Raw genomic sequence first — 18,623 nt, 5'->3', positions numbered from 1 at the left:
GGAACGTCAGTGACCAGGTACGTACCCACGCTGCTTGTCGACCACGTTCCTCAACGGCTCCCCCGCCGCCCACTGTTCGAACAACTCCACGAACTGGGCGCCGAGTTCGTCACGCCAGCCGATGGTGTCGCCGCTCATGTGCGGGGACACGATCAGGTCCGGCGCCCGCCACAACGGGCTGCCGGAGGGCAGGGGTTCGGCCTCGAAGACGTCCAGGGCGGCACCCGCGATCCAGCGCTCGGCCAGGGCCTTGGCGAGCGCGTCCTCGACGACCAGCTGACCGCGGCCGATGTTGACGAACCGGGCCGACGGCTGCATCAGGCCGAAGCGGCGGGCGTCGAACATCCCCCGCGTCTCGTCCGTGAGCGGCGCCGCCGCGATCACCCAGTCGGCGCGCGCCAGCAGCCGGTCCAGGTCCTCCGGGCCGTGCACGCCGGAGCGCGCGGCTCGGCCCACGAGCGCGGTCGTGATGCCCAGCGCCCCCAGGGTGTGCGCGATCGCCCGGCCGATCGGACCGGAACCGACCACCACGGCACGGCTCCCGGCGATCCTGTGCGACTCGCGGTGCCGCCAGGTCCGCTCCCGTTGCAGCTCCAGCGTCCTCGGCAGATCCTTGGCCATCGCCAGTACGAGCGCGGCGACGTACTCCGCGATCGGCTGGTCGAAGACACCGCGCGCGTTCGTCACCACCGTGTCGGAGGCGGCGAGTTCCGGACACATCAGATGGTCCACACCGGCGCTTGCCGTGTGCACCCAGCGCGGCCGCGGACCCTCGCCCGGCCAGGCGTCCCGCACGGCGCGCGAGGTGAAATCCCACACCAGGAGTACGTCCGCGCGCGGGAGGCGCTCGGCCAAATGCGCCGCGTCGGTGTGTTCGATACGGGCGCGGCCGGTGAGGCGGCCGAGGCGGGGGAGGGGTTCGGCGTCCAGGACGAGGAGCGTGGGGGTGGACATGAGCAGCCGTTTCTCCAGCCGTTCGGCGGGGCCGGCCGGCCCCGTGGCGCCGGTCGGTGACGACGAGTTAACCCGGTGTTGACCAGGGAGTGATCCGGGCGGATTGACCACGCTCGCACCCGAACCTACCGTCGTCAACACGGGCGTTCCCACGATCCGTTGCACACTAGTTGCCCAGCGTGAGGCCGGTGCTTGCCATGGACGTCTCATTTCTCGGCGGGCCCGGCCCGCAGCGCGGGGTCGGCGTCGTCGCCCCGTTCGACTTCGCACTCGACCGCGAGCTGTGGCGCTGGGTGCCGGACGAGGTCTCCCTCCATGTGACCCGCACACCGTTCGTGCCGGTCGAGGTGAGTCTCGACCTGGCCCGCCTGGTCAGCGAGCACGAGACGCTGAGCGAGGCGGTCCGCACGCTCACCGCGATCGCCCCCGAGGTCGTCGCCTACGCCTGCACATCGGGCAGCTTCGTCGGCGGCATGATGGGCGAGCGGGCCATGTGCGAGGCGATGAGCCGGGCCGGTGCCGTCCCCGCGATCACCACTTCCGGCGCGCTGCTGGAGGCCCTGGTGGAACTGGACGTGCGCCGGGTGGCGCTGGTGACGCCGTACACGGTCTCGGTGACGCAGTCACTGGAGGCCTACGTCGCCCAGGCCGGCGTGACGATCTCCGGCTGCGCCTTCATGGGGCTGACCCGGCACATCTGGAAGGTCCCCTACCGCGATGTGGTGGACATGGCCCGGCGGGCCGTCCGCGCCGACGCCGACGCGCTGTTCATCAGCTGCACCAACCTGCCCACGTACGACGTGATCCCCCAGCTGGAGGCGGAGCTGCGCATCCCCGTGATCTCGGCCAACCAAGTGACGATGTGGGCGGCACTGCGCCGACTGGGTACCCGTGCGGTGGGGCCGTACCAAGCGCTGATCAATCCGGCGGCGCGTTCCGGTCCCGCAGCGCCGGGGGCGGACCCCGGTCCCGTACTGCCGGAAGAAGAGCAGCAGCAGGAAGGCTGGACATGACAGCACTGGGATTTCTCTACCCGGGCCACTCCGCCGAGGACGACTATCCGCGCATCGAGCAGTTGCTGGGCAGCGACATCCGGGTGGACCTGGTGCACACCGACATCGGTGAGGACGCGCACCGGGTGGACGCGCTGCTGGAGATGGGCTCGGCGGGCCGGCTCGCGGCGGGAGTCCAGGAACTGCGGCACGCCGGTGCGGACGCGGTGGTGTGGGCCTGCACCAGCGGCAGCTTCGTCTACGGCTGGGACGGCGCGCAGGAGCAGGTCCGCGCCCTGGCGCAGACGGCCGGCATGCCGGCGTCGTCCACGTCCTTCGCGTTCGCGCACGCCGTGCGGGAGGTGGGGGCGGGCAGGGTCGCGATCGGTGCGACCTACCCGGAGGACGTGGCGCAGCTGTTCGCCGAGTTCCTCCGCGCGGCCGGCCTCGAGGTCGTGTCGGTGAGCAGCTCCGGCATCATCACCGCCGCCGAGGTCGGCACCTGGGGCGAGGCCGAACTCCTCGCCCTGGCCCGCAACTCCGACCACCCCGACGCCGAGGCCCTGCTCCTGCCCGACACCGCCCTCCACACGGCGGCCCACATCCCGGCCCTGGAGAAGGAACTCGGCAAGCCGGTCCTCACCGCCAACCAGGTCACGGTCTGGGAGGCGCTGCGCCTGGCGGACCGACGGGTGAACGCGCCGGAGCTGGGCGCGCTCTTCACGAGGGAGCCGATCGTCCAGGTGTGAGCCCCACGGCCTGATCCTCGCCCCGGTGGCCACTGCCGCGGGCGGCGAGGTGAGGTTCCATGGATCCCGACCGGGGTCCATGGAACCCGTGTGCCCCGGGGCGGCCGGGAAAGGGCACCCTGCCCAGGAGCGTCTCCTTCATGGGGGCCGGAATCGGTCCCACCCCTTCTTCGGTGCGGAGCGGGGCAAAAGCGCTCCAACTTCCCGCCCGATGCTGAGGAATGCTCAACTCCGCCGCATCACGCGACCCGTGGGTTGACCGAAAGCGCGTTCCCCTTCTCTCGCCCATCGCGTGCACACTGACCACGTCCGCAGCCAGTCGTGCCGTGAAGGACTCCCCGATGGCCGTACCGGTCCCGTTCAGATCCTCTGCAAGCGCTGTCCAGCTGGCCGGGCGCCTGCTGTGCTGGAGCCTGGCCGCGGCCATGGCCGGTGCCGCCGTGGACGCCTTCGTCCATCCCCGGTTCCGCTGGTGGGGTGCCGTGTGGCAGCTGCCCTGGTGGCTCACCGGCGCGGCCGTCCTCGCCTGGACCGTCCTGCGCGCCCGCGAGAAGGCCGACCGCAGGCCCCCGCGTGACAGCGTGCGCAGCGACTGGGAGCGGGCCGCCTGACCACCCTGCCGCACCCCGGGAACAACCGGAGACAGTCCCCTGTTAGAGCCGGAACGACAACACACGGCCCACAGCAGGAGGCACCCCACCGTGGCGGCAGACGAGACACGCGGCGACGAGATACGCGGCGCGGCGCAGGGCAGCGCCCCCGTCCCCCTCTCCGTACTGGACCTGGTCACCGTCGGGGCCGGCCGCACCGCCTCCGACGCCCTGCGCACCAGCGTCGACCTGGTCCGTCTCGCGGAGAACCGCGGCTTCCACCGGTACTGGGTCGCCGAGCACCACTCCATGCCGGGTGTGGCCTCCTCGTCCCCGGCCGTGATCCTGGCCCACCTCGCCGCCCACACCGGTCGCATCCGCCTCGGCTCGGGCGGCGTGATGCTGCCCAACCACGCCCCGCTCGTGATCGCCGAGCAGTTCGGGACGCTGGAGGCCATGGCCCCGGGACGGATCGACCTCGGCCTCGGCCGCGCCCCCGGCACGGACGGCGCCACGGCCGCCGCCCTGCGCCGCACCGACCGGCTGAACGAGGGCGCCGACGACTTCCCCCAGCAGCTCGCCGAGCTGACCCGCTTCCTCGACGACGACTTCCCCGACGGGCATCCCTACCGCCGTATCCATGCCGTACCGGGTCCGGTCCAGGCCACCAGCCCAGGCGGCGTCCAGTCCCCGCACCGCCCGCCGCTCTGGCTCCTCGGCTCCTCCGGCTTCAGTGCCCGCCTGGCCGGCGCCCTGGGCCTGCCCTTCGCCTTCGCCCACCACTTCTCGGCGCAGAACACCGTCCCGGCGCTCGACCTGTACCGCGAGTCCTTCCAGCCGTCCGCCGTGCTCGACGAGCCGTACGCCCTCATCGGCGTCTCCGCGTTCGCCGCCGACGAGGCGCGGGAGGCCCGCCGGCAGGTGCTGGCCGCCGCCCTCAGCATGGTCCGGCTGCGCACCGGCCGCCCCGGCCTCGTGCCCACCCCGCAGGAGGCGGAGGCCTACGAGTTCAGCCCGATGGAGCGCGACTTCGTCGACTCCTGGAACGCCAACGTCATCCACGGCACCCCGGACGAGGTCCGCTCCGGCCTGGACGACCTCGCCAAGCGCACCGGCGCCGACGAGCTGATGATCACGGCCAACGCGCACGGCGGCGACGTCCGCCTCCGCTCCTACGAACTCATCGCGGACGCCTACGGTTTGCCGACGCCCGCCTCCGCCGACACGTCCGGCGTGCCGAGCAGCTCGGAGATGCGGTCCGGCGACACCGGACGGGAGTAGAGCCAGCCCTGTCCGGTGTCGCAGCCGATGCTGCGCAGCCGAGTGGCCTGCGCCGAGGTCTCGACGCACTCGGCCGTGACGGTCAGCCCGAGCCGGTGCGCGAGCTGGATCATCGCCTCGACGACGACCTCGTCGGCCGGGTTGGCGCGGGCCGCCGCCTCCCGGTCGTCGTACTGGAAGCCGCGCACGAAGGACCCGTCCAGCTTCAGCACCGACACCGGCAGCCGGCTCAGGTACGCCAGGTTCGAGTAGCCGGTGCCGAAGTCGTCGATGGCGATCCGCACCCCCATGTCGCTGAGCGCCTTCAGGGTCTGCAGGGGCCGCCCCGCGGAGCCCATCACCGCCGACTCGGTCAGCTCCAGCTGGAGCAGGTGCGGCGCGAGGCCCGTCCCCTCCAGCGTCTGCGCCACGTCGGCCACCAGGTCCGAGTCCCAGACCTGCCGCACGGCCACGTTCACACTGACGAAGATCGGCGGCTCGTCCGGGTGGTCCAGCTGCCACCGCCGGGCCTGCTCGCAGGCCGTACGCAGCACCCAGCGGCCCAGCGGGACGATCGAACCGTCCTCCTCGGCGAGTCCGATGAACCGATTCGGCGTCAGTACGCCGAACTGGGGATGATTCCATCGGATGAGCGCCTCGACCCCGTGCAGCCGGTCGTCCTCCATGCCCACCAGCGGCTGGTACTCCAGCTGGAACTCGCCGCGGTCGATGGCCGGCCGGAGCGTGGAGGCGAGGGCCTGGCGGGTCATCCGGTGGGCGTTGCGCTCCGGGTCGAACAGCGTCCAGCGGGCCTTGCCGTCGGCCTTCGCCCAGTAGAGCGTGGTGTCGGCCGCCTGCATCAGAGCGGTGGGTGTCGTGCCCGCAGCGTGCCGCTCCACGACCCCGATCGACGCGGAGACCGACAGCCGCTGCCCGGAGATGTCGAACGGGTCCTGGACCGCGCGCAGCGCCGACTCGGCCAGCTCGGCCAGCTGTTCGGTGCCCGTGGAGTCCTCGACGAGCAGAGCGAACTCGTCACCGCCGAGCCGGGCCACCAGCGGGGTGCTGGTCCGTGCGTGGCCGGCCTCGTCCGCACAGCGCGTGAGGCGCTCGGCGACGGCGGCCAGCAGCCGGTCGCCGACCCGGTGGCCGAGGGTGTCGTTGATGGCCTTGAAGCCGTCCAGATCCAGGTAGCACAGCCCGATCCGGCCCGTGCCGCTCTCCTCGTACGACTCCGCCTCCAGCGCGGCCGACAGCCGTTCGAAGAACAGGGTGCGGTTGGGCAGCCGGGTCACCGGATCGTGCATCTGCAAGTGCCGTAGCCGGGCCTGGAGTTCCCGACGGTCGCTTATGTCGGCGACGGACAGCAGGACGCCGCTGTCCTCGACGGGCAGCGGGGTGACCGTCACCTGCACCCACAACGAGTGCCCGTCGGGGTGCTTGAGCCGGCGTGTGCAGCGCAGCCGGGACTGCCGGCCGCGCAGCACCTCGCGGTAGGCGTGCCAGGTCCGGGCGTCGGAGGTGAGGTCGACCAGGTCGGCGGCGACGGACCCGGCGAGCTCCTCCCGGTCGCCGCCGAGCAACGCGGCGAGCGCGTCGTTGGCGCTGACGACCGCGCCCTCGCGGTCCACGACCGCCATCGCGAGCGGGGCGGCCGTGAAGGCGGCGAGGTAGGGCTGCCGGGACGGTGGCCCGGTACGGGGAGACGTATGGATCTCACTCTCTGTGACGACCGGCCGGTCCAGGTCTGCTGCGGGCGCCGGCCCTTCGAAGGTTCCGCTCACCGCTCGCTCCCGCATGTATTCGATCTCTGTCCGTGCAGGAAAGGTCAGGAAAGTGTGCCGATCATAGAGGCTGGCCCCAGTGCCTTCCAGCCGGTGTCCAGTCTTCCCGGCCAACCGGCCCTTCTGCCAGATCGTTTCTGCGCGCACCTGGACGCCTTCTTCAAGCCCCCGACCAGTTGTGACGTTCTGTGAGTGCTTCGAGGGTGTCGCCTTCCGTGATTTTTCGACCCCTTCACCCGACCGGTGCAGGCAAACAGGGCGCAGTACGACAAATCAACACAGGCTGGGTGCGGTGTCCCGCGAACCGTACCCGGAGGTACCCGTGCCGCGTCCGTTTCCGCGCGCCCGACTGCGCAGTACCGCGGCCGTGTTCACCACCATGTCGGCGCTCGCCGCCACCTCCCTCGGTGCCGGGCCCTCGGCCGCCGAACCCGATTCGGCGGCGCCCTGTGCCCTGACCCGGACCGACGCCCATCACTCGGAGGGTCTGGACACCTGGAACGCCGCCTACCCGCGCCCGGCCCGGACCCTGGACGCGGTCATGGTCTTCCTGTCCTTCCCTGACTCCCACCCGCTGGCCACCCCGCAGGAGCTGACCGCCGACCACTTCCCGGCCACCACCCGCTTCTTCGAACAGGCCTCCTACGGCCGCTTCACCCTGCGCCCGCACGCGCTGCGGCACTGGATCCGGATGCCGAAGCCGTCCACCGCGTACGACATAAAGCGGGACTGGAGCCCCGAGCGCCGGGCCGCCTACCTGCGCGACGCCCTCGCGGTGGCCGACCCCCGGGTCGACTTCTCGCGCTACGACGTCGTGTACTTCGTCGCCGACCCCGACGCGCCCGGCGTCGACTCGGACGCCACCAAGGTGGTGAACCTGACGAGCCCGCTGCGGGCCGACGGCACCGACCTGCGCCGGATCGTCACGGTGTTCGAACAGCACCCGCCGGACCGGCTCGTGCTCGCCCATGAGACCGGGCACGTGTTCGACCTGCCCGACCTGTACCACCGGCCCGTGGACGGCAAGGGCGACTGGGACACGCACGTGGGCGACTGGGACCTGATGGGCAGCCAGTTCGGGCTCGCGCCCGACCTCTTCGCCTGGCACAAGTGGAAGCTGGGCTGGCTGGACTCCCGGCAGGTGCGGTGCGTGCAGGACGCCGGGCCCGCCCGGCTGACCCTGGAGCCGCTGACCGCGGGACCGGGGGCCCCGGCGACGGGGACCGCGGGGGCGCAGGCCTTCGGCCTTGGGCGGGGTGCCAAGCTCGCGGTGGTGCGGACGGGGGTCGACAGCGTGCTCGCCTTCGAGGCGCGGGGGCCGGTCGGCAACGACGCGGCCGCGTGCCGGCAGGGGGTGCTCGTGTACCGGGTGCGGGGCGGCGCGCAGTCCGGGGGCGGGCCCATCCAGGTGATCGACGCCCACCCGAGCACCGAGGCGTGCTGGGAGAGCTCCGTCTATCCGCCCCTCGCGGACGCCCCGATCGGCATCGGGGAGAGTTTCACGGTGCCGGGGGAAGAGGTGCGGGTGAAGGTGGAGGGGCGTACGGCTTCGGGGGCGTGGACGGTGAAGATCACGGTGGGGCGCTGAGGACGCCGAGGGCTCTGCTGGTGCTGAGGCTCTGCGGGGCATGCGAAAGGCCCCTCGCTCTCGCGAGGGGCCTTTCGCCGTCTGGTGCGCCGCCAGGGACTCGAACCCCGGACCCGCTGATTAAGAGTCAGCTGCTCTAACCAACTGAGCTAGCGGCGCCTGCTGACGTCGTAGACCTTAGCATCCTGGTCGGGGGGAGGAAAAATCGAAATCCGCACTGCCGAGCGGGCAGCCCGGACGGCCGCCCAGAGCAGTACTTCGGGGCCGGGGAGCCAGGGCTGACGGGTGTCGGGGGCGACGAGCCAACGGGAGGCGGAGCGGACCGGGCCGGCGGCCCCGGCGGGCGCCGGATGGGTCGGGACGGGGCTGTCCGCGAGGGCCGGGCGGGTGTGCTCCGACGGGGCCGGGGTGGCGGGGTGTGTGCGCTGCGACGGGGCCGGGGTGGCGGGATGGGTGCGCTCCGCGGGGGCCGGTGCAGCGGTGGAAGTGCGCTCCGGCGGGGTCGGGGTCAGGTCGGTGGGGAGGGTGCGCTGCGACGGGGCCGGGACGGTCACCGCGTCGCCGGTGCCGTGGCACAGCAGCGGCGGAACGGAGTCCGTACGGCGGTCCCCCCGGCCGCGCGTGCCCCACTCCTCCCACTCCAGCAGCGTGGGGAGTCGCTGTGCCGTCCCCGGGGCGGCGAACAGCAGCATTCGGCCCCGGAACTCCGCGACCGGCCCGGAGCCGGGGCCGTCGTCCCACAGCCGGTCGAGCATGCGCCGGCCGAACAGCGCGGGGGCGCTGACCACGTCGAAGACCGCCCCGCAGGGCAGCACGACCGGGGCGTCCGGCCGCTCCTCCCAGAGGGCGAGCGTGCTTCGCGGATACGTTCCTGCCGAGGCGAGCCAGGCGGCCCCGTCCGGGGTGACATCGGAGGCGTTCCATGCGCTGCTCATGACGTGCAGGTCTACCGGCCGTGAGCGTGCGGTTCCCAAGGGTTGCGGGAAATCGGGACAGGAGCGGGTGGGAGGGGGTATCTTGCCCGCCTGGCATATGCCAGGTGATCGGGAAGGGGCGCGCAGGGCGTCTCAGACGGTGCCGCCGGGTCCCCGGCCCTCGACGCCGCCCCGCATCAGGTCCCGCCCGAACTCGACCATCTTCTTGGCGTAGTCCTCGGTCCACTCGGCCCGCTCGGCGATGTCGGCGGTCGTCAGCCGGTCGAACTTCCTCGGATCGGCCAGCTGCGCCGCCGCCATTGCCTGGAACTCCACCGCCCGGTCCGCAGCGGCCCGGAACGCCAGCGTCAGCTCCGTCGCCCGGGCCAGCAGCGCCCGGGGGTCGTCGATCGACTCGAGGTCGAAGAAGTGCTCAGGGTCGGAGGCCGCCTCCGCCGGCTCGAAGAGCAGGGGCGCGGGGCGTAGCCGCGGTTCGTTCCGACGCGGCGTGGGCTCCGCCATGTCTTCTCCTCCTCGTACGTCGCGCACGACCCTCCCGGTGGATGGGCCACCGTCCATTGTCTCGCGGGCGCGCAAGTGGGCATCGCGGTAGTGGGTACGGCTGTCGCACCACCCGGTGTTCGTCAGGGCGTCGGGGACACGTCGCTTTCCGGCCACATCAAGGCCGCCGCACGGTGCGAAGGCACCGTTCACGGCCGCCAGACCACGCGGTGCTCCGCCAGGTGGGCCAGGACCGCGTGGTTCGCCTCCCAGCCGTCCGGGCTGTGTTCATCGGCCGCCTCCGGCCGGCGAGGGGGTGAGTGCGCGTGGGAGGCACCGCTCACGGCCGCCAGCTCACGCGGTGCTCCGCCAGGTGCGCCAGGACCGCGTGGTTCGCCTCCCAGCCGTCCGGGAACTTCACCACCGTCCCCAGCTGGACCGGCTCCGTCGACGGATAGTCGTCCAGGAGGCCGGTCACCCCCGCTCGGCAGACCACGATGCAGGCGTGCCGGTGGCGGGAGGCCAGGACGCACAGGCGGCCCGTCTCCAGGTGGAAGGCCGTGGCGTCGGGACGGCCGGAGAGGGGGTGCAGGACCACCGTGACGTCGTACTCGCGGCCCTGCAGCCGGTTCGCCGTGTCCACGACCACGTCGGTGACGCCGAGGCCGGCCAGGGCCGCGCGAACCGCGGCCGCCTGGTCCCGGTGGGCCGTACCGACGGCGATCCGGTCCGCCGTGAGGGGTGAGGGGGCCGAAGAGCGCTCCGAGGTCGCGGCGCCCGCCCGGTCCAGCAGACGCCGTACGACCACGGCCACCGCCCGGACCGCCTCCGGGTCCGTGCGCGGCGTGTGCCGGGCGGGCAGCTCCAGCAGGCCCCAGCCCGACTCGGCCGCCTCGTCGATCACCCGGTCGGGGCCCGAACCGTCCGACGGCACGCCGAAGGCAAGGGTCCGTTCGCCGGGGCCGGTGCCGCTGCGGAACGGCGTGTACGGGTAGAACGCGTCCGAGACCAGGGGCGCCGCGGAGGCCGGGAGCCGCCAGGACACCGGCAGTCGGTGCTGGGGCAGGTCCGGGTTGTGCGCGAGCAGGGTCGTCACCGCCGAGGCCGACGGGTCGTACGCCAGCCCCGCCCACTGCTCGCTGCCCACGATCGCGAACGGGTCGAGCTGGCCCGGGTCGCCCACGAACAGCGCCCGCTCGAACAGCCCGGCCACGGCGAGCAGCGCGTCCGAGCGCATCTGGTAAGCCTCGTCGACGATCGCGTGCCGCCACGGCTCGTCGACCTTGACGTGCGCCCACTTCGCCGCCGTGGAGATCACCACCGCGAGCCCCGCGAGGTCGGCCGCCTTGGCGGACTTGCGGACGTTCTCCAGATCGTCGAGCGCCTTGTCGTACGGGTCGGAGTCGCTGCTGTGCAGTCGCCCCACCGGCAGGTCGGGGTTCTTCTCGGCGAGCCGCACGACCAGGTCGTCGACCTGGGCGTTGGTCTGCGCGACGACCATCAGCGGGTGGCCCGCCTCGGCCAGTTCCAGGGCCGCCCGGACCACCAGGGTCGACTTGCCCGCACCCGGCGGGGAGTCCACGACGACACCGCGGGCGGTGCCGTGCAGCGTGTCGTGCAGGATCGCGTCGGTGGCCTGCGCCGCGGCGGCCGACGGATCGAACACCGTGGTCACAGCACATCCTCCTCGGTCACCGGGTCGGCGGCCTCCAGGGTCGCCTCACCGGGCGGCCCGCCGTGCGTCCACGGCGTCTCCTCCGGGTCGGGCAGCTTCGCGCCGCCCCGCTGCTCGTGCTCGAACAGCGTGAAACAGACCCGGTCGCCCTTCTCCGGCACCGAACCCGGCTCGGGCTCCTTGCCGCGGCCCATCTTGTCGAGCACTCGCAGCACCACGACCGCACCGTCCTCCTCGGCCGCGACGAACTCCGCCGACTGCGGCTTCCCGCCCAGCGAGCGGTACACCTTGGTGCGCTCGCCGAGATGCGGCCGGTCGTCCGTGCGCACCGTGACCAGGGGGCGGGGGCTCGGCCTCCTGCCCTCGCTGTACGCCATCGCGACATCGGTGACCTCACCGGCGAACGCCTCCCCGGACAGCCGCCGGCCCGCCATCACCAGCGGGTCGTCGAGGGCTTCCTGCGCCTCCAGCCGGGCCTGCTCGCGCTCGCGCGTGGCGAGCTTGTTCGCCGCGGTGACCGCGTCGTCGCGGCGCGGCTGCGGCGGCTCGCCGGCCAGGACGCGGTCGCGGTGGCCGGTGAACGACCAGCGGTCGCGGGTCCACCGCTCCTCGACCCGCGCCCCTTCCGGCAGCTCCCGCAGCAGGTCGAGGCCGCGCCAGACCGCGTCCCAGGTGGGCCGGGTGCGGCTGAGGACCAGCTCCCGGATCTCCCGCTCGGCGGCGGTCAGCGCACCGAGCCGGTCGTCCGCCTCCAGGCCGTCCTCGGCGGCGGCGAGGGCGGTGCGGGCCCGGTCGTAACGCTCGATGGCCGGGGCGAGCAGCTTGTTGTCGAACGCCGGGTCGGTGGCCGGACCGGCCGGGGGACAGGTCAGCTGCCCCTGCGCGTCCCGCTCCAGCTCGGCCCGCAGCGCGGCCTCGGCACCGGTGACACCCTCCGGCGGGTCGATCCAGGCGAGCAGCGCCCCCAGATGCTGGTCCTCCAAGGTGGACTGGCCCGTCACCCAGTGCCGGCCCAGCACGTCGGTCATCGCCAGCAGCAGCGAGGAGCCGGGCACCCGGGCACGCTCCCCGAAGTGCGTCAGCCACCGCCCGAGCAGCGGCACCCGCGGCGGCGCCGGGTAGGGCGCCTCCGGATCCTGCTCCGCCGTACGCCGGAACCGCATCGAGCGCCCGAGCAGCCGCACCAGGTCGATGCCCGCCCGGCTCGGCACGATCAGCTGCGGCGCGTCCGCGCACAGGTCGACCTCGACCTTGACGCGCTTGCCGGTCTCCGGGTCGGTCTCGGTGCGCTCGGCGGCCTCCACGGTCTCGGCGTAGGAGTCGATGTACGGCAGCACGATGCCGGCCAGTTCGGCCAGGAACGCGAACCTGAGGTCGCGGTCGCGGGGCTGCGGAACGGCCAGCAGACGGGGCGCGTCCCGGTCGGTGCCGACCAGCGCGCCGAGCGGGGCGCCGGCCTCACCGGCGGTGGTCAGCGGCACGAACACCAGCGGGCGGTCCCCGAGATGCCGGTGCCGGACGGTGGCGGAGGGCTGGGCGCGGCCCGTGCTGACGGCTTCGAGGCGGGCCAGGGTGGAGATCAGCGACACGCCGCCTCCAGCGCCTCGGCACGCAGGGCGGCCGCGCGCCGCAGGGCCGCCACGGCCGGGTCGCCGGGATCGCCCGCCTCGCCGCGCGCGGCGGCGAGGACGTCCTCCACGGTCGTGAGACCGCCCAGCTCCGCCCGCACCGGGCGCCCGAGCGAGGTCACCGCGCCCGCCTCGCGGGACCGGCTCCGGCAGTGGAAGGCAAGCTCGCACGCCGACAGGCACTCGGGCGCGTAGGTCGCCGGGACCGACTCCACGGACGCCGCCAGCGCTTCGGCGGGCAGCTCGGGCGAGAAGCACGTGCCCTCGGGCAGCGCGTCGGCGATGTCCTCGATGCGGGTCAGCCGGGCCAGCTGGCGGGCCGTCACCGCCCGCTGCTTGCGGATGTCGACTGCGGACGCGGCCGGCAGGTTGGAGAAGTCCCTGGGACACACCAGCAGGATCCGGTGCCGCACACGCGGGGCGGACACCGAACCCCCCTCGGCCCCTGCGGCACCGGCGTCGCCCTCCCGCTCCGCGCCGAGCCGCGCGGCGAGTTCCTCCAGGGCCAGGACGTACACCGCCGCCTGCCGGGCCGCCGCCCCGACCTTCGCCGGGTCGGCCGAACCGTCCAGCAGGGGGAAGGACTTGATCTCCACGACCGTCCAGCTGCCGTCCGGATGGACCACCACCGCGTCCGGCTCCAGGAACGCGGGGGAGCCCGCGACGTCCAGCGCCAGCATCGGATGGTCGAGCAGCGTCCATGTGCCCGGGTGCGCGGCGGCCTCCCGCAGCTCCAGCTCCGTACGGGCCGTACGCCCCCGGGGGCCGGTCGCCGTCAGGTCCGGTACGCGCGCGGCGACGGGCGGCTCGGCGGACCGGTCGAGCTTGTCGTGCACCAGCCGCAGCAGCTCCGCCCCGCCGTCGGCCTTGACCTTCGCCTCGAAGGCGTTGCCTCTGGTGAGCGCGAACTGCGACTGCCCGAAGGCCGACGGCGAGCCCAGCGCGCTCGCCAGTGCGGCCTTGTTCACCCCGGCGCCGTCGAGGATCGCGCGCCGCGCACAACCGGGGTTGGCGGCCAGCGCCGCCAGGGCGCGCGCGTCCAGTGCCTTCGCGGGTACGTCGGGGCCGCGCAGCTCAGCGAGCCGGTGCCGGAGCGCCGTCCCCCGCGTCCTTGGGGGAGGCACCCGGCTCGGCTCCCGCTCCGAGCCGCGACTCGCGCTGCCGTGGAATTCGCTCACCCGCGGAAGTCTGGCATCCGGCACTGACAATCGAGGAACCCGTGGCGGGAGAGGCGGCGGCGGAGTCGGTGGGGGTCGAGGCGGGGAGGCCGGCGGTGAGGTCGGCCGGAGTGTCCGCCGCGACCGGTGCCGACAGTACGAACCGCGCCTTGACCCGGTCCGCGGTGCGCATCACGAGCGGCGCCAGCAGCAGCCCGGCGCCCATGACGGCCGCGCCCGCGACCGCGTCGAGGAAGTAGTGGTTGGCGGTGCCCATGACCACGATCGTCGTGATCAGCGGATAGGCGACGGCGGCGGCCTTCGTCGCGCGTGTACCGCCGAAGCGCCACAGCATCACGCCGCACCACAGGGCCCAGCCGACGTGCAGACTCGGCATCGCCGCGTACTGGTTGGTCATGTTCCCCATGCCGCGCGGCGCGCTCGCCGCGCCTCCCCACCAGCCGTAGGAGCTGTACTGGGCCATCGTGTCCACGAAGCCGTGGCTCGCGTCGAGGAGCCGGGGCGGGCAGGTCGGCAGCAGGGTGAAGCCGATCAGACCGATGAGGGTGGACGTCATCAACCAGGTGCGCGCGGCGCGGTAGCGCACGGCCCGGGAGCGGAAGAGCCACACCAGCACGGCCGGGGTGACCAGGTAGTGCAGCGACGCGTACCAGAAGTCGGCGGGTATGCCTATCCAGGCCTCGCGCGTGAAGAAACGGTTGAGCGGGTGCTCGAAGTTGAGATACAGCGCCTTCTCGGAGCGCAGGATCGTCAGACCGTTGTCGACGGCGCCGGAGACGTCGCCGCGGGCCAGGAGCCGGCCGGCCGAGTAGCACGCGTACACCAGCAGGATCAGCGGCAGCTCGGTCCACCAGCGCAGCCTGGGCGCGGGGGCAGCCTCGGTGCCCGGTGTATCGGTGTGCGGCATCCGATCGTCCTCCCCCTTCGTCATCACGCGTAACCCGTTCGGCCGTGTCACTTTACGGTGTGGGCGCGCGCCACGGGGTGCGCCTCCGGCCCTCGAAGACGCAGGGATCGCCCCCCGGGTTGCCCGCCCAGGGCGTGCGCGATGATGGAGGAGTTCCCCTTGCGTTGTTCTTCCGGAAAGGTTCCCCATGGCCGCGCGCATCCTGCTGGCCCGCCACGGACAGACCGAGTGGTCCCTGTCCGGCAAGCACACGGGCAGGACCGACGTGCCACTTCTGGAGGAGGGCCGACGCGGCGCCAAACTGCTCGGCGAGCGCCTGCACCGGGCGCCGTACGACGGCCTCGACGGCGTCGAGGTGCGGACCAGCCCGCTGGCACGCGCGCGGGAGACCTGCGAGATCGCCGGCTTCGGTGACCGTGCGCACACCTGGGACGCGCTGCTGGAGTGGGACTACGGGGCGTACGAGGGCATGACCCCCGCGGACATCCAGGCCGTCCGGCCCGGCTGGCTGATCTGGCGCGACGGCGTCCCGGGCGGGGAGTCGCTCGCCGAGGTCACGGCCCGGGCCGACGAGGTGGTCTCGTGGGCCCGCTCCGAGGACCGCGACGTCCTGGTCTTCGCCCACGGGCACATCCTGCGCTCCATCGGAGCCCGCTGGCTCGGCCTCGGAATCGACTTCGCGGCCCGGATACGGCTGAACCCGACGTCGCTGTCGGTGCTGGGCTGGGCCTACGGGGAGCCGGCGATCGAGAGCTGGAACGACCTGGGGCACCTCGCATGAGGTCTCACGCCCTGCGCGGCGCCGAGGCGTGCCGGTCCAGGAACGCCGACACCCCCGAGGCACGGCGGTGCGGCAGCAGCACCCGGGCCGTCGCGGCCAGCATGGTCTGCACGCGGGACGACTGGACCTCCTCCAGCAGGTCCAGCACCTGCATGCCCGCCACCGCCGCCTCGTCCGGCCGGCCCCCGCGCGCGAGGTCGTCGGCCAGCTCCGCCGTGTACAGGGCGATGTTCCGCGTGAAGTGCGGGTCCTGCAGCCCGGCCGCCCGGCGCGCGTGCCGTGCCGCCCGGGGCCAGTCCCCGAGGGCGGACCAGCACTGCGCCTCCAGGCCCTCCAGTTCCGCCTCGCCGTAGAAGCTCATCCACTCCGGGTCGGCGTCCGACGGGCCCCGTTCGAAGAAGGCCTGGGCCCGGGCCAGTGCCTTCTCGCAGCCGACGCGGTCGGCGAGTCCGGCCCAGCCGCCCGCCTCGCGCAGCGCGAGCAGCGACATCAGCCGGGCCGATCCCACGGGCCGGGCGACGCGCTGCGCGGCCTGGGCCGCCCGGACCGCCTCACGCGGCCGGCCGGCGTCACGCGCCAGGAACGCGGTGTTGCAGAAGGCGTGCGCCTCCACACCCGGATCCCCGGTCATCCGGGCCGTCGCCAGCGCCTCCGCGTAGTGCGAGCGGGCGTCGTCGAAGCGCCCCGAGTCGTGGGCCAGCCAGCCCACGGAGATGGCCAGTTCACCGGCGCCGGAGTAGAGCCGGTCGGCCGTCGACTGCCGGGTGGCCCCGGCGTCCAGCAGGGCGTAGGCGGCCCGCAGCGGGGCGGCGGCGCGCCGGTAGAGACCGTCGGCCCCGTGCCGGTCGTCGAGCAGCCTGATCCGGCGGACGGCTTCTTCCAGGGCCCCCGCGTCGCTCGCCCCGGCGCGGTGCACGGGGCGCTGCGCCGCCGCGGCGTCGAGGGCGAGGCCGACGGGCCCCAGTGAGGCGGCGGCCACCGTGGCGCCTCCGCCGGTCATGAACGCGCGACGTAGCACGTCGCTCTCCTCGTAGGTGTCGTGCGGGTGGTACGGGTCGTACGGGTTCCGTCTTTCATACGGCTCGCACGCCCTGCTGGTCTCACTCGTGGCATTCGCCGGGTTCACGGCGCGCGGCAGGGGCGCGTCCTCGGGGTCGCGCGCCCGGCGTCCGCGTACCGACGAGCGGGGCGCGAACCCCAGGTCGGTCAGCGTGCGGCCGGGGAACATGTGCAGGAACACCCGTTCGTACGCGTAGTTGGGGCAGCGGATCTCGCCCGCTTCGACCCGGCCGATGTAGCGAGCGTCACAGCTGACCTGTTCACCGATCTCGAGTCCGGCGCGCCGGATCGCCGCGGCGAACTCGGTCGGCGAGCGCTGTCCGCGTAGCCGCCGGAAGACGAGATTGGGCCGTGGCGGCCGGTTGGGTTGAGACGAGGTCACCGTTGACGACGCCATGGCCGGGTCCTCCCGTGCGAACCGTCGAACCATGCCGGACCGGGGGTGACTTGTGATGGATCGACCACAGGATCCGCCCCGTGTCCGGCGAGCAAGAACGTACCTGCTGTGATGGAGCCACCACGCAGCGTTTGGCTACAAACCGGATATCTCATCCGTGATCTGCCATGAAGTGCCATCCTTTGTGGCTGACTTCCGCCGTAGCCGTTGACGCTCCGCCGCGTTGAACTTCCCGGACCGGGAGGCCCCCGCTCCCGACCGCTCGTCCAAGCAGGGGTTCTCGTGGTGGAGGCCGGATGGAGACCAGCCGGATCAACGATCCTCGTACGCCGCCGGGTGCACCGGCGGCCGGCTGCGATGTGGTGACGGTGCCTGCGCGGCACGGGCTGGAGGCGGTCGACATCCTGCGCCGCGGGCCGGCGGACGCGGTGGGACCCGTCCTGCACGATGGCGGCGGCGACACCCTGGGCTTCCTCGTGCCGCCGGGGACGGCCGCCGCGTGGGACGTGCCGGGAAGCACCTGCACGGAAACCGAAGGAGACTTGAGCGGACCGGCCCTGACGCCCGGGCCTCCCGTCGCCGGCTCGGACTGGCTGCTGCCACCCGGCGAGGCGGACCTCGCGACCGACCCCGCGGTGCTGCGTGAGGCCCTGGGCGAGGCCGCCCGGATGATCAAGGCGGCGGACAGCTGCCGCTGAGGCTCCTCGTCCACGAGGCGGCAGGAGCGTACGCCCCCCTTAACAGACGACCCCGATAATGACCCCATGGGAAAGTCCAAGGGCGGCCGACGCAGACAGGCCGGCGCTCAGCCCGTCGTGGAGAGCGTCGACGGCGGGCTCGCCGAGCTCATCCCCGATCGCGAGCGGGCCCGGGCCTGGACCCTGGTGATCGACGGGGCCCCGCAGTCGCACGTCGACCTGGACGACCCGGCGTACCTGTCCTTCGAGTACCAGCGCCGCCTCGGCCACATGATCGACCTCGTCGCACCGCCCGGCAGGCCCCTGCGCGCCGTGCACCTGGGCGGCGGAGCCCTCACCCTCGCCCGCTACATCGCCGCGACCCGGCCCCGTTCCACCCAGCAGGTCGTCGAACGGGACGGCGCCCTCGTGCACCTGGTCCGCCGGGAGCTGCCGCTGGATCCGAACGCGCGTATACGAGTGCGCTCCGCGGACGCCCGCGCGGGCCTCGCCAAGGTGCCGGACGGCTGGGCCGACCTCGTCATCACCGACGTGTTCAGCGGCGCCCGGACCCCGGCCCACCTGACCTCCACCGAGTTCCTCGACGACGTGCGCAGGGCCCTCGCACCCGGCGGTGTCTACGCCGCCAACCTCGCCGACGGACCGCCGCTCGCCCACCTGCGCGGCCAGATCGCCACCGCCGCCGCCCGCTTCGAGCAGCTCGCACTGGTCGCGGATCCGGCGGTGCTGCGCGGCAAGCGCTTCGGCAACGCCGTCCTGGTCGCCTCCGACCGTCCACTGCCCGTCGCCGAGCTGACCCGCCTCGCCGCCTCCGACCCGCACCCGGCCCGGGTCGAGCACGGCAGGACGCTCACCGACTTCACCGGCGGGGCCGTGCCCGTCACGGACCTCGCGGCGGTGGCGTCACCGGCACCGCCCGCATCGGTGTTCACATGACCGGCCATGACGGCTCGTGGGCGCCGACGGCA

General features: G+C 73.3%; 18 protein-coding genes and 1 tRNA gene. 8 read left to right on the top strand and 11 right to left on the bottom strand.

What is annotated here, in order from left to right:
• Nucleotides 1-6 precede the first annotated feature (6 nt).
• Complete coding sequence (locus ACIQU3_RS30015; protein WP_403928694.1) at nt 7-954, bottom strand: D-2-hydroxyacid dehydrogenase; 948 nt, start codon at nt 952-954, stop codon at nt 7-9.
• Between the two features lie 197 nt (nt 955-1,151).
• Here ACIQU3_RS30015 and ACIQU3_RS30010 point away from each other — a divergent pair, with 197 nt between their 5' ends.
• The 4 genes from ACIQU3_RS30010 to ACIQU3_RS29995 all read left to right on the top strand — a co-directional run bounded on the left by ACIQU3_RS30010 (nt 1,152) and on the right by ACIQU3_RS29995 (nt 4,566).
• Complete coding sequence (locus ACIQU3_RS30010; protein WP_403726731.1) at nt 1,152-1,967, top strand: decarboxylase; 816 nt, start codon at nt 1,152-1,154, stop codon at nt 1,965-1,967.
• Nucleotides 1,964-2,695, top strand: coding sequence for an aspartate/glutamate racemase family protein (locus tag ACIQU3_RS30005; RefSeq protein ID WP_403726729.1), 732 nt, complete (start codon nt 1,964-1,966; stop codon nt 2,693-2,695). Before ACIQU3_RS30010 ends, ACIQU3_RS30005 begins: the two co-directional genes overlap by 4 nt.
• Nucleotides 2,696-3,036: 341 nt before the next feature.
• On the top strand, nt 3,037-3,306 hold the full coding sequence (locus ACIQU3_RS30000) for a hypothetical protein (protein ID WP_403726726.1): 270 nt from the start codon (nt 3,037-3,039) through the stop codon (nt 3,304-3,306).
• 90 nt (nt 3,307-3,396) lie between these two features.
• On the top strand, nt 3,397-4,566 hold the full coding sequence (locus tag ACIQU3_RS29995) for an LLM class flavin-dependent oxidoreductase (protein ID WP_403726724.1): 1,170 nt from the start codon (nt 3,397-3,399) through the stop codon (nt 4,564-4,566).
• On the opposite strand, the gene ACIQU3_RS29990 is transcribed toward ACIQU3_RS29995, so the two are convergent.
• Nucleotides 4,479-6,344 (bottom strand): putative bifunctional diguanylate cyclase/phosphodiesterase, encoded by a 1,866-nt coding sequence (locus tag ACIQU3_RS29990; RefSeq protein WP_403726721.1) that lies wholly within the window; start codon nt 6,342-6,344, stop codon nt 4,479-4,481. The genes ACIQU3_RS29995 and ACIQU3_RS29990 overlap by 88 nt on opposite strands.
• 277 nt (nt 6,345-6,621) lie before the next feature.
• Here ACIQU3_RS29990 and ACIQU3_RS29985 point away from each other — a divergent pair, with 277 nt between their 5' ends.
• A complete protein-coding gene (locus tag ACIQU3_RS29985) occupies nt 6,622-7,917 on the top strand; it encodes a M6 family metalloprotease domain-containing protein (RefSeq protein ID WP_403726717.1) in 1,296 nt (431 codons plus the stop codon).
• A gap of 82 nt (nt 7,918-7,999) precedes the next feature.
• Here the strand turns inward: ACIQU3_RS29985 and ACIQU3_RS29980 are convergent.
• The 8 genes from ACIQU3_RS29980 to ACIQU3_RS29945 form a co-directional block, all read right to left on the bottom strand.
• Nucleotides 8,000-8,076, bottom strand: a tRNA-Lys gene (locus ACIQU3_RS29980).
• Nucleotides 8,067-8,852, bottom strand: coding sequence for a bifunctional DNA primase/polymerase (locus ACIQU3_RS29975; RefSeq protein ID WP_403928691.1), 786 nt, complete (start codon nt 8,850-8,852; stop codon nt 8,067-8,069). Before ACIQU3_RS29975 ends, ACIQU3_RS29980 begins: the two co-directional genes overlap by 10 nt.
• A 132-nt stretch (nt 8,853-8,984) precedes the next feature.
• Nucleotides 8,985-9,353, bottom strand: coding sequence for a hypothetical protein (locus ACIQU3_RS29970; RefSeq protein WP_234847858.1), 369 nt, complete (start codon nt 9,351-9,353; stop codon nt 8,985-8,987).
• Between the two features lie 188 nt (nt 9,354-9,541).
• A complete protein-coding gene (locus tag ACIQU3_RS29965) occupies nt 9,542-9,676 on the bottom strand; it encodes a hypothetical protein (RefSeq protein WP_403726711.1) in 135 nt (44 codons plus the stop codon).
• Nucleotides 9,673-11,007, bottom strand: a complete 1,335-nt coding sequence (locus ACIQU3_RS29960; RefSeq protein ID WP_403928688.1) for an AAA family ATPase — start codon at nt 11,005-11,007, stop codon at nt 9,673-9,675. Before ACIQU3_RS29960 ends, ACIQU3_RS29965 begins: the two co-directional genes overlap by 4 nt.
• Complete coding sequence (locus ACIQU3_RS29955; protein ID WP_403928685.1) at nt 11,004-12,596, bottom strand: hypothetical protein; 1,593 nt, start codon at nt 12,594-12,596, stop codon at nt 11,004-11,006. The genes ACIQU3_RS29960 and ACIQU3_RS29955 overlap by 4 nt, the downstream gene beginning before the upstream one ends.
• Nucleotides 12,587-13,759, bottom strand: a complete 1,173-nt coding sequence (locus ACIQU3_RS29950) for a hypothetical protein (protein ID WP_403928868.1) — start codon at nt 13,757-13,759, stop codon at nt 12,587-12,589. Before ACIQU3_RS29950 ends, ACIQU3_RS29955 begins: the two co-directional genes overlap by 10 nt.
• The gene (locus ACIQU3_RS29945; protein WP_403928682.1) at nt 13,710-14,720 is read right to left on the bottom strand and encodes a phosphatase PAP2 family protein; all 1,011 of its coding nucleotides are present in this window, start codon (nt 14,718-14,720) and stop codon (nt 13,710-13,712) included. The genes ACIQU3_RS29950 and ACIQU3_RS29945 overlap by 50 nt, the downstream gene beginning before the upstream one ends.
• Nucleotides 14,721-14,907: 187 nt before the next feature.
• On the opposite strand from ACIQU3_RS29945, the gene ACIQU3_RS29940 reads away from it, so the two are divergent.
• Nucleotides 14,908-15,501, top strand: coding sequence for a histidine phosphatase family protein (locus ACIQU3_RS29940; protein WP_403726700.1), 594 nt, complete (start codon nt 14,908-14,910; stop codon nt 15,499-15,501).
• Nucleotides 15,502-15,505: 4 nt separating this feature from the next.
• Here ACIQU3_RS29940 and ACIQU3_RS29935 read toward each other — a convergent pair whose 3' ends face one another.
• Complete coding sequence (locus ACIQU3_RS29935) at nt 15,506-16,957, bottom strand: hypothetical protein (protein WP_403928679.1); 1,452 nt, start codon at nt 16,955-16,957, stop codon at nt 15,506-15,508.
• Between the two features lie 296 nt (nt 16,958-17,253).
• On the opposite strand from ACIQU3_RS29935, the gene ACIQU3_RS29930 reads away from it, so the two are divergent.
• Nucleotides 17,254-17,655 (top strand): hypothetical protein, encoded by a 402-nt coding sequence (locus tag ACIQU3_RS29930; RefSeq protein ID WP_403928676.1) that lies wholly within the window; start codon nt 17,254-17,256, stop codon nt 17,653-17,655.
• 66 nt (nt 17,656-17,721) lie between these two features.
• Complete coding sequence (locus tag ACIQU3_RS29925; RefSeq protein WP_403726691.1) at nt 17,722-18,591, top strand: spermidine synthase; 870 nt, start codon at nt 17,722-17,724, stop codon at nt 18,589-18,591.
• Nucleotides 18,592-18,623 lie beyond the last annotated feature (32 nt).

This window comes from Streptomyces sp. NPDC101110, from assembly GCF_044759525.1.
Classification (GTDB): Bacteria; Actinomycetota; Actinomycetes; order Streptomycetales; family Streptomycetaceae; genus Streptomyces.
The sequence above is the reverse complement of the archived record's forward strand: the minus strand, read 5'-3'. Positions and strand labels throughout refer to the sequence as shown.

Coding starts and splice junctions, on each gene's coding strand:
- ACIQU3_RS29935 (WP_403928679.1), bottom strand. CDS start 16,957: ATGGCGTCGTCAACGGTGACCTCGTCTCAACCCAACCGGCCGCCACGG.
- ACIQU3_RS29975 (WP_403928691.1), bottom strand. CDS start 8,852: ATGAGCAGCGCATGGAACGCCTCCGATGTCACCCCGGACGGGGCCGCC.
- ACIQU3_RS30005 (WP_403726729.1), top strand. CDS start 1,964: ATGACAGCACTGGGATTTCTCTACCCGGGCCACTCCGCCGAGGACGAC.
- ACIQU3_RS29945 (WP_403928682.1), bottom strand. CDS start 14,720: ATGCCGCACACCGATACACCGGGCACCGAGGCTGCCCCCGCGCCCAGG.
- ACIQU3_RS29925 (WP_403726691.1), top strand. CDS start 17,722: ATGGGAAAGTCCAAGGGCGGCCGACGCAGACAGGCCGGCGCTCAGCCC.
- ACIQU3_RS30000 (WP_403726726.1), top strand. CDS start 3,037: ATGGCCGTACCGGTCCCGTTCAGATCCTCTGCAAGCGCTGTCCAGCTG.
- ACIQU3_RS30010 (WP_403726731.1), top strand. CDS start 1,152: ATGGACGTCTCATTTCTCGGCGGGCCCGGCCCGCAGCGCGGGGTCGGC.
- ACIQU3_RS30015 (WP_403928694.1), bottom strand. CDS start 954: ATGTCCACCCCCACGCTCCTCGTCCTGGACGCCGAACCCCTCCCCCGC.
- ACIQU3_RS29940 (WP_403726700.1), top strand. CDS start 14,908: ATGGCCGCGCGCATCCTGCTGGCCCGCCACGGACAGACCGAGTGGTCC.
- ACIQU3_RS29930 (WP_403928676.1), top strand. CDS start 17,254: ATGGAGACCAGCCGGATCAACGATCCTCGTACGCCGCCGGGTGCACCG.
- ACIQU3_RS29970 (WP_234847858.1), bottom strand. CDS start 9,353: ATGGCGGAGCCCACGCCGCGTCGGAACGAACCGCGGCTACGCCCCGCG.
- ACIQU3_RS29990 (WP_403726721.1), bottom strand. CDS start 6,344: ATGCGGGAGCGAGCGGTGAGCGGAACCTTCGAAGGGCCGGCGCCCGCA.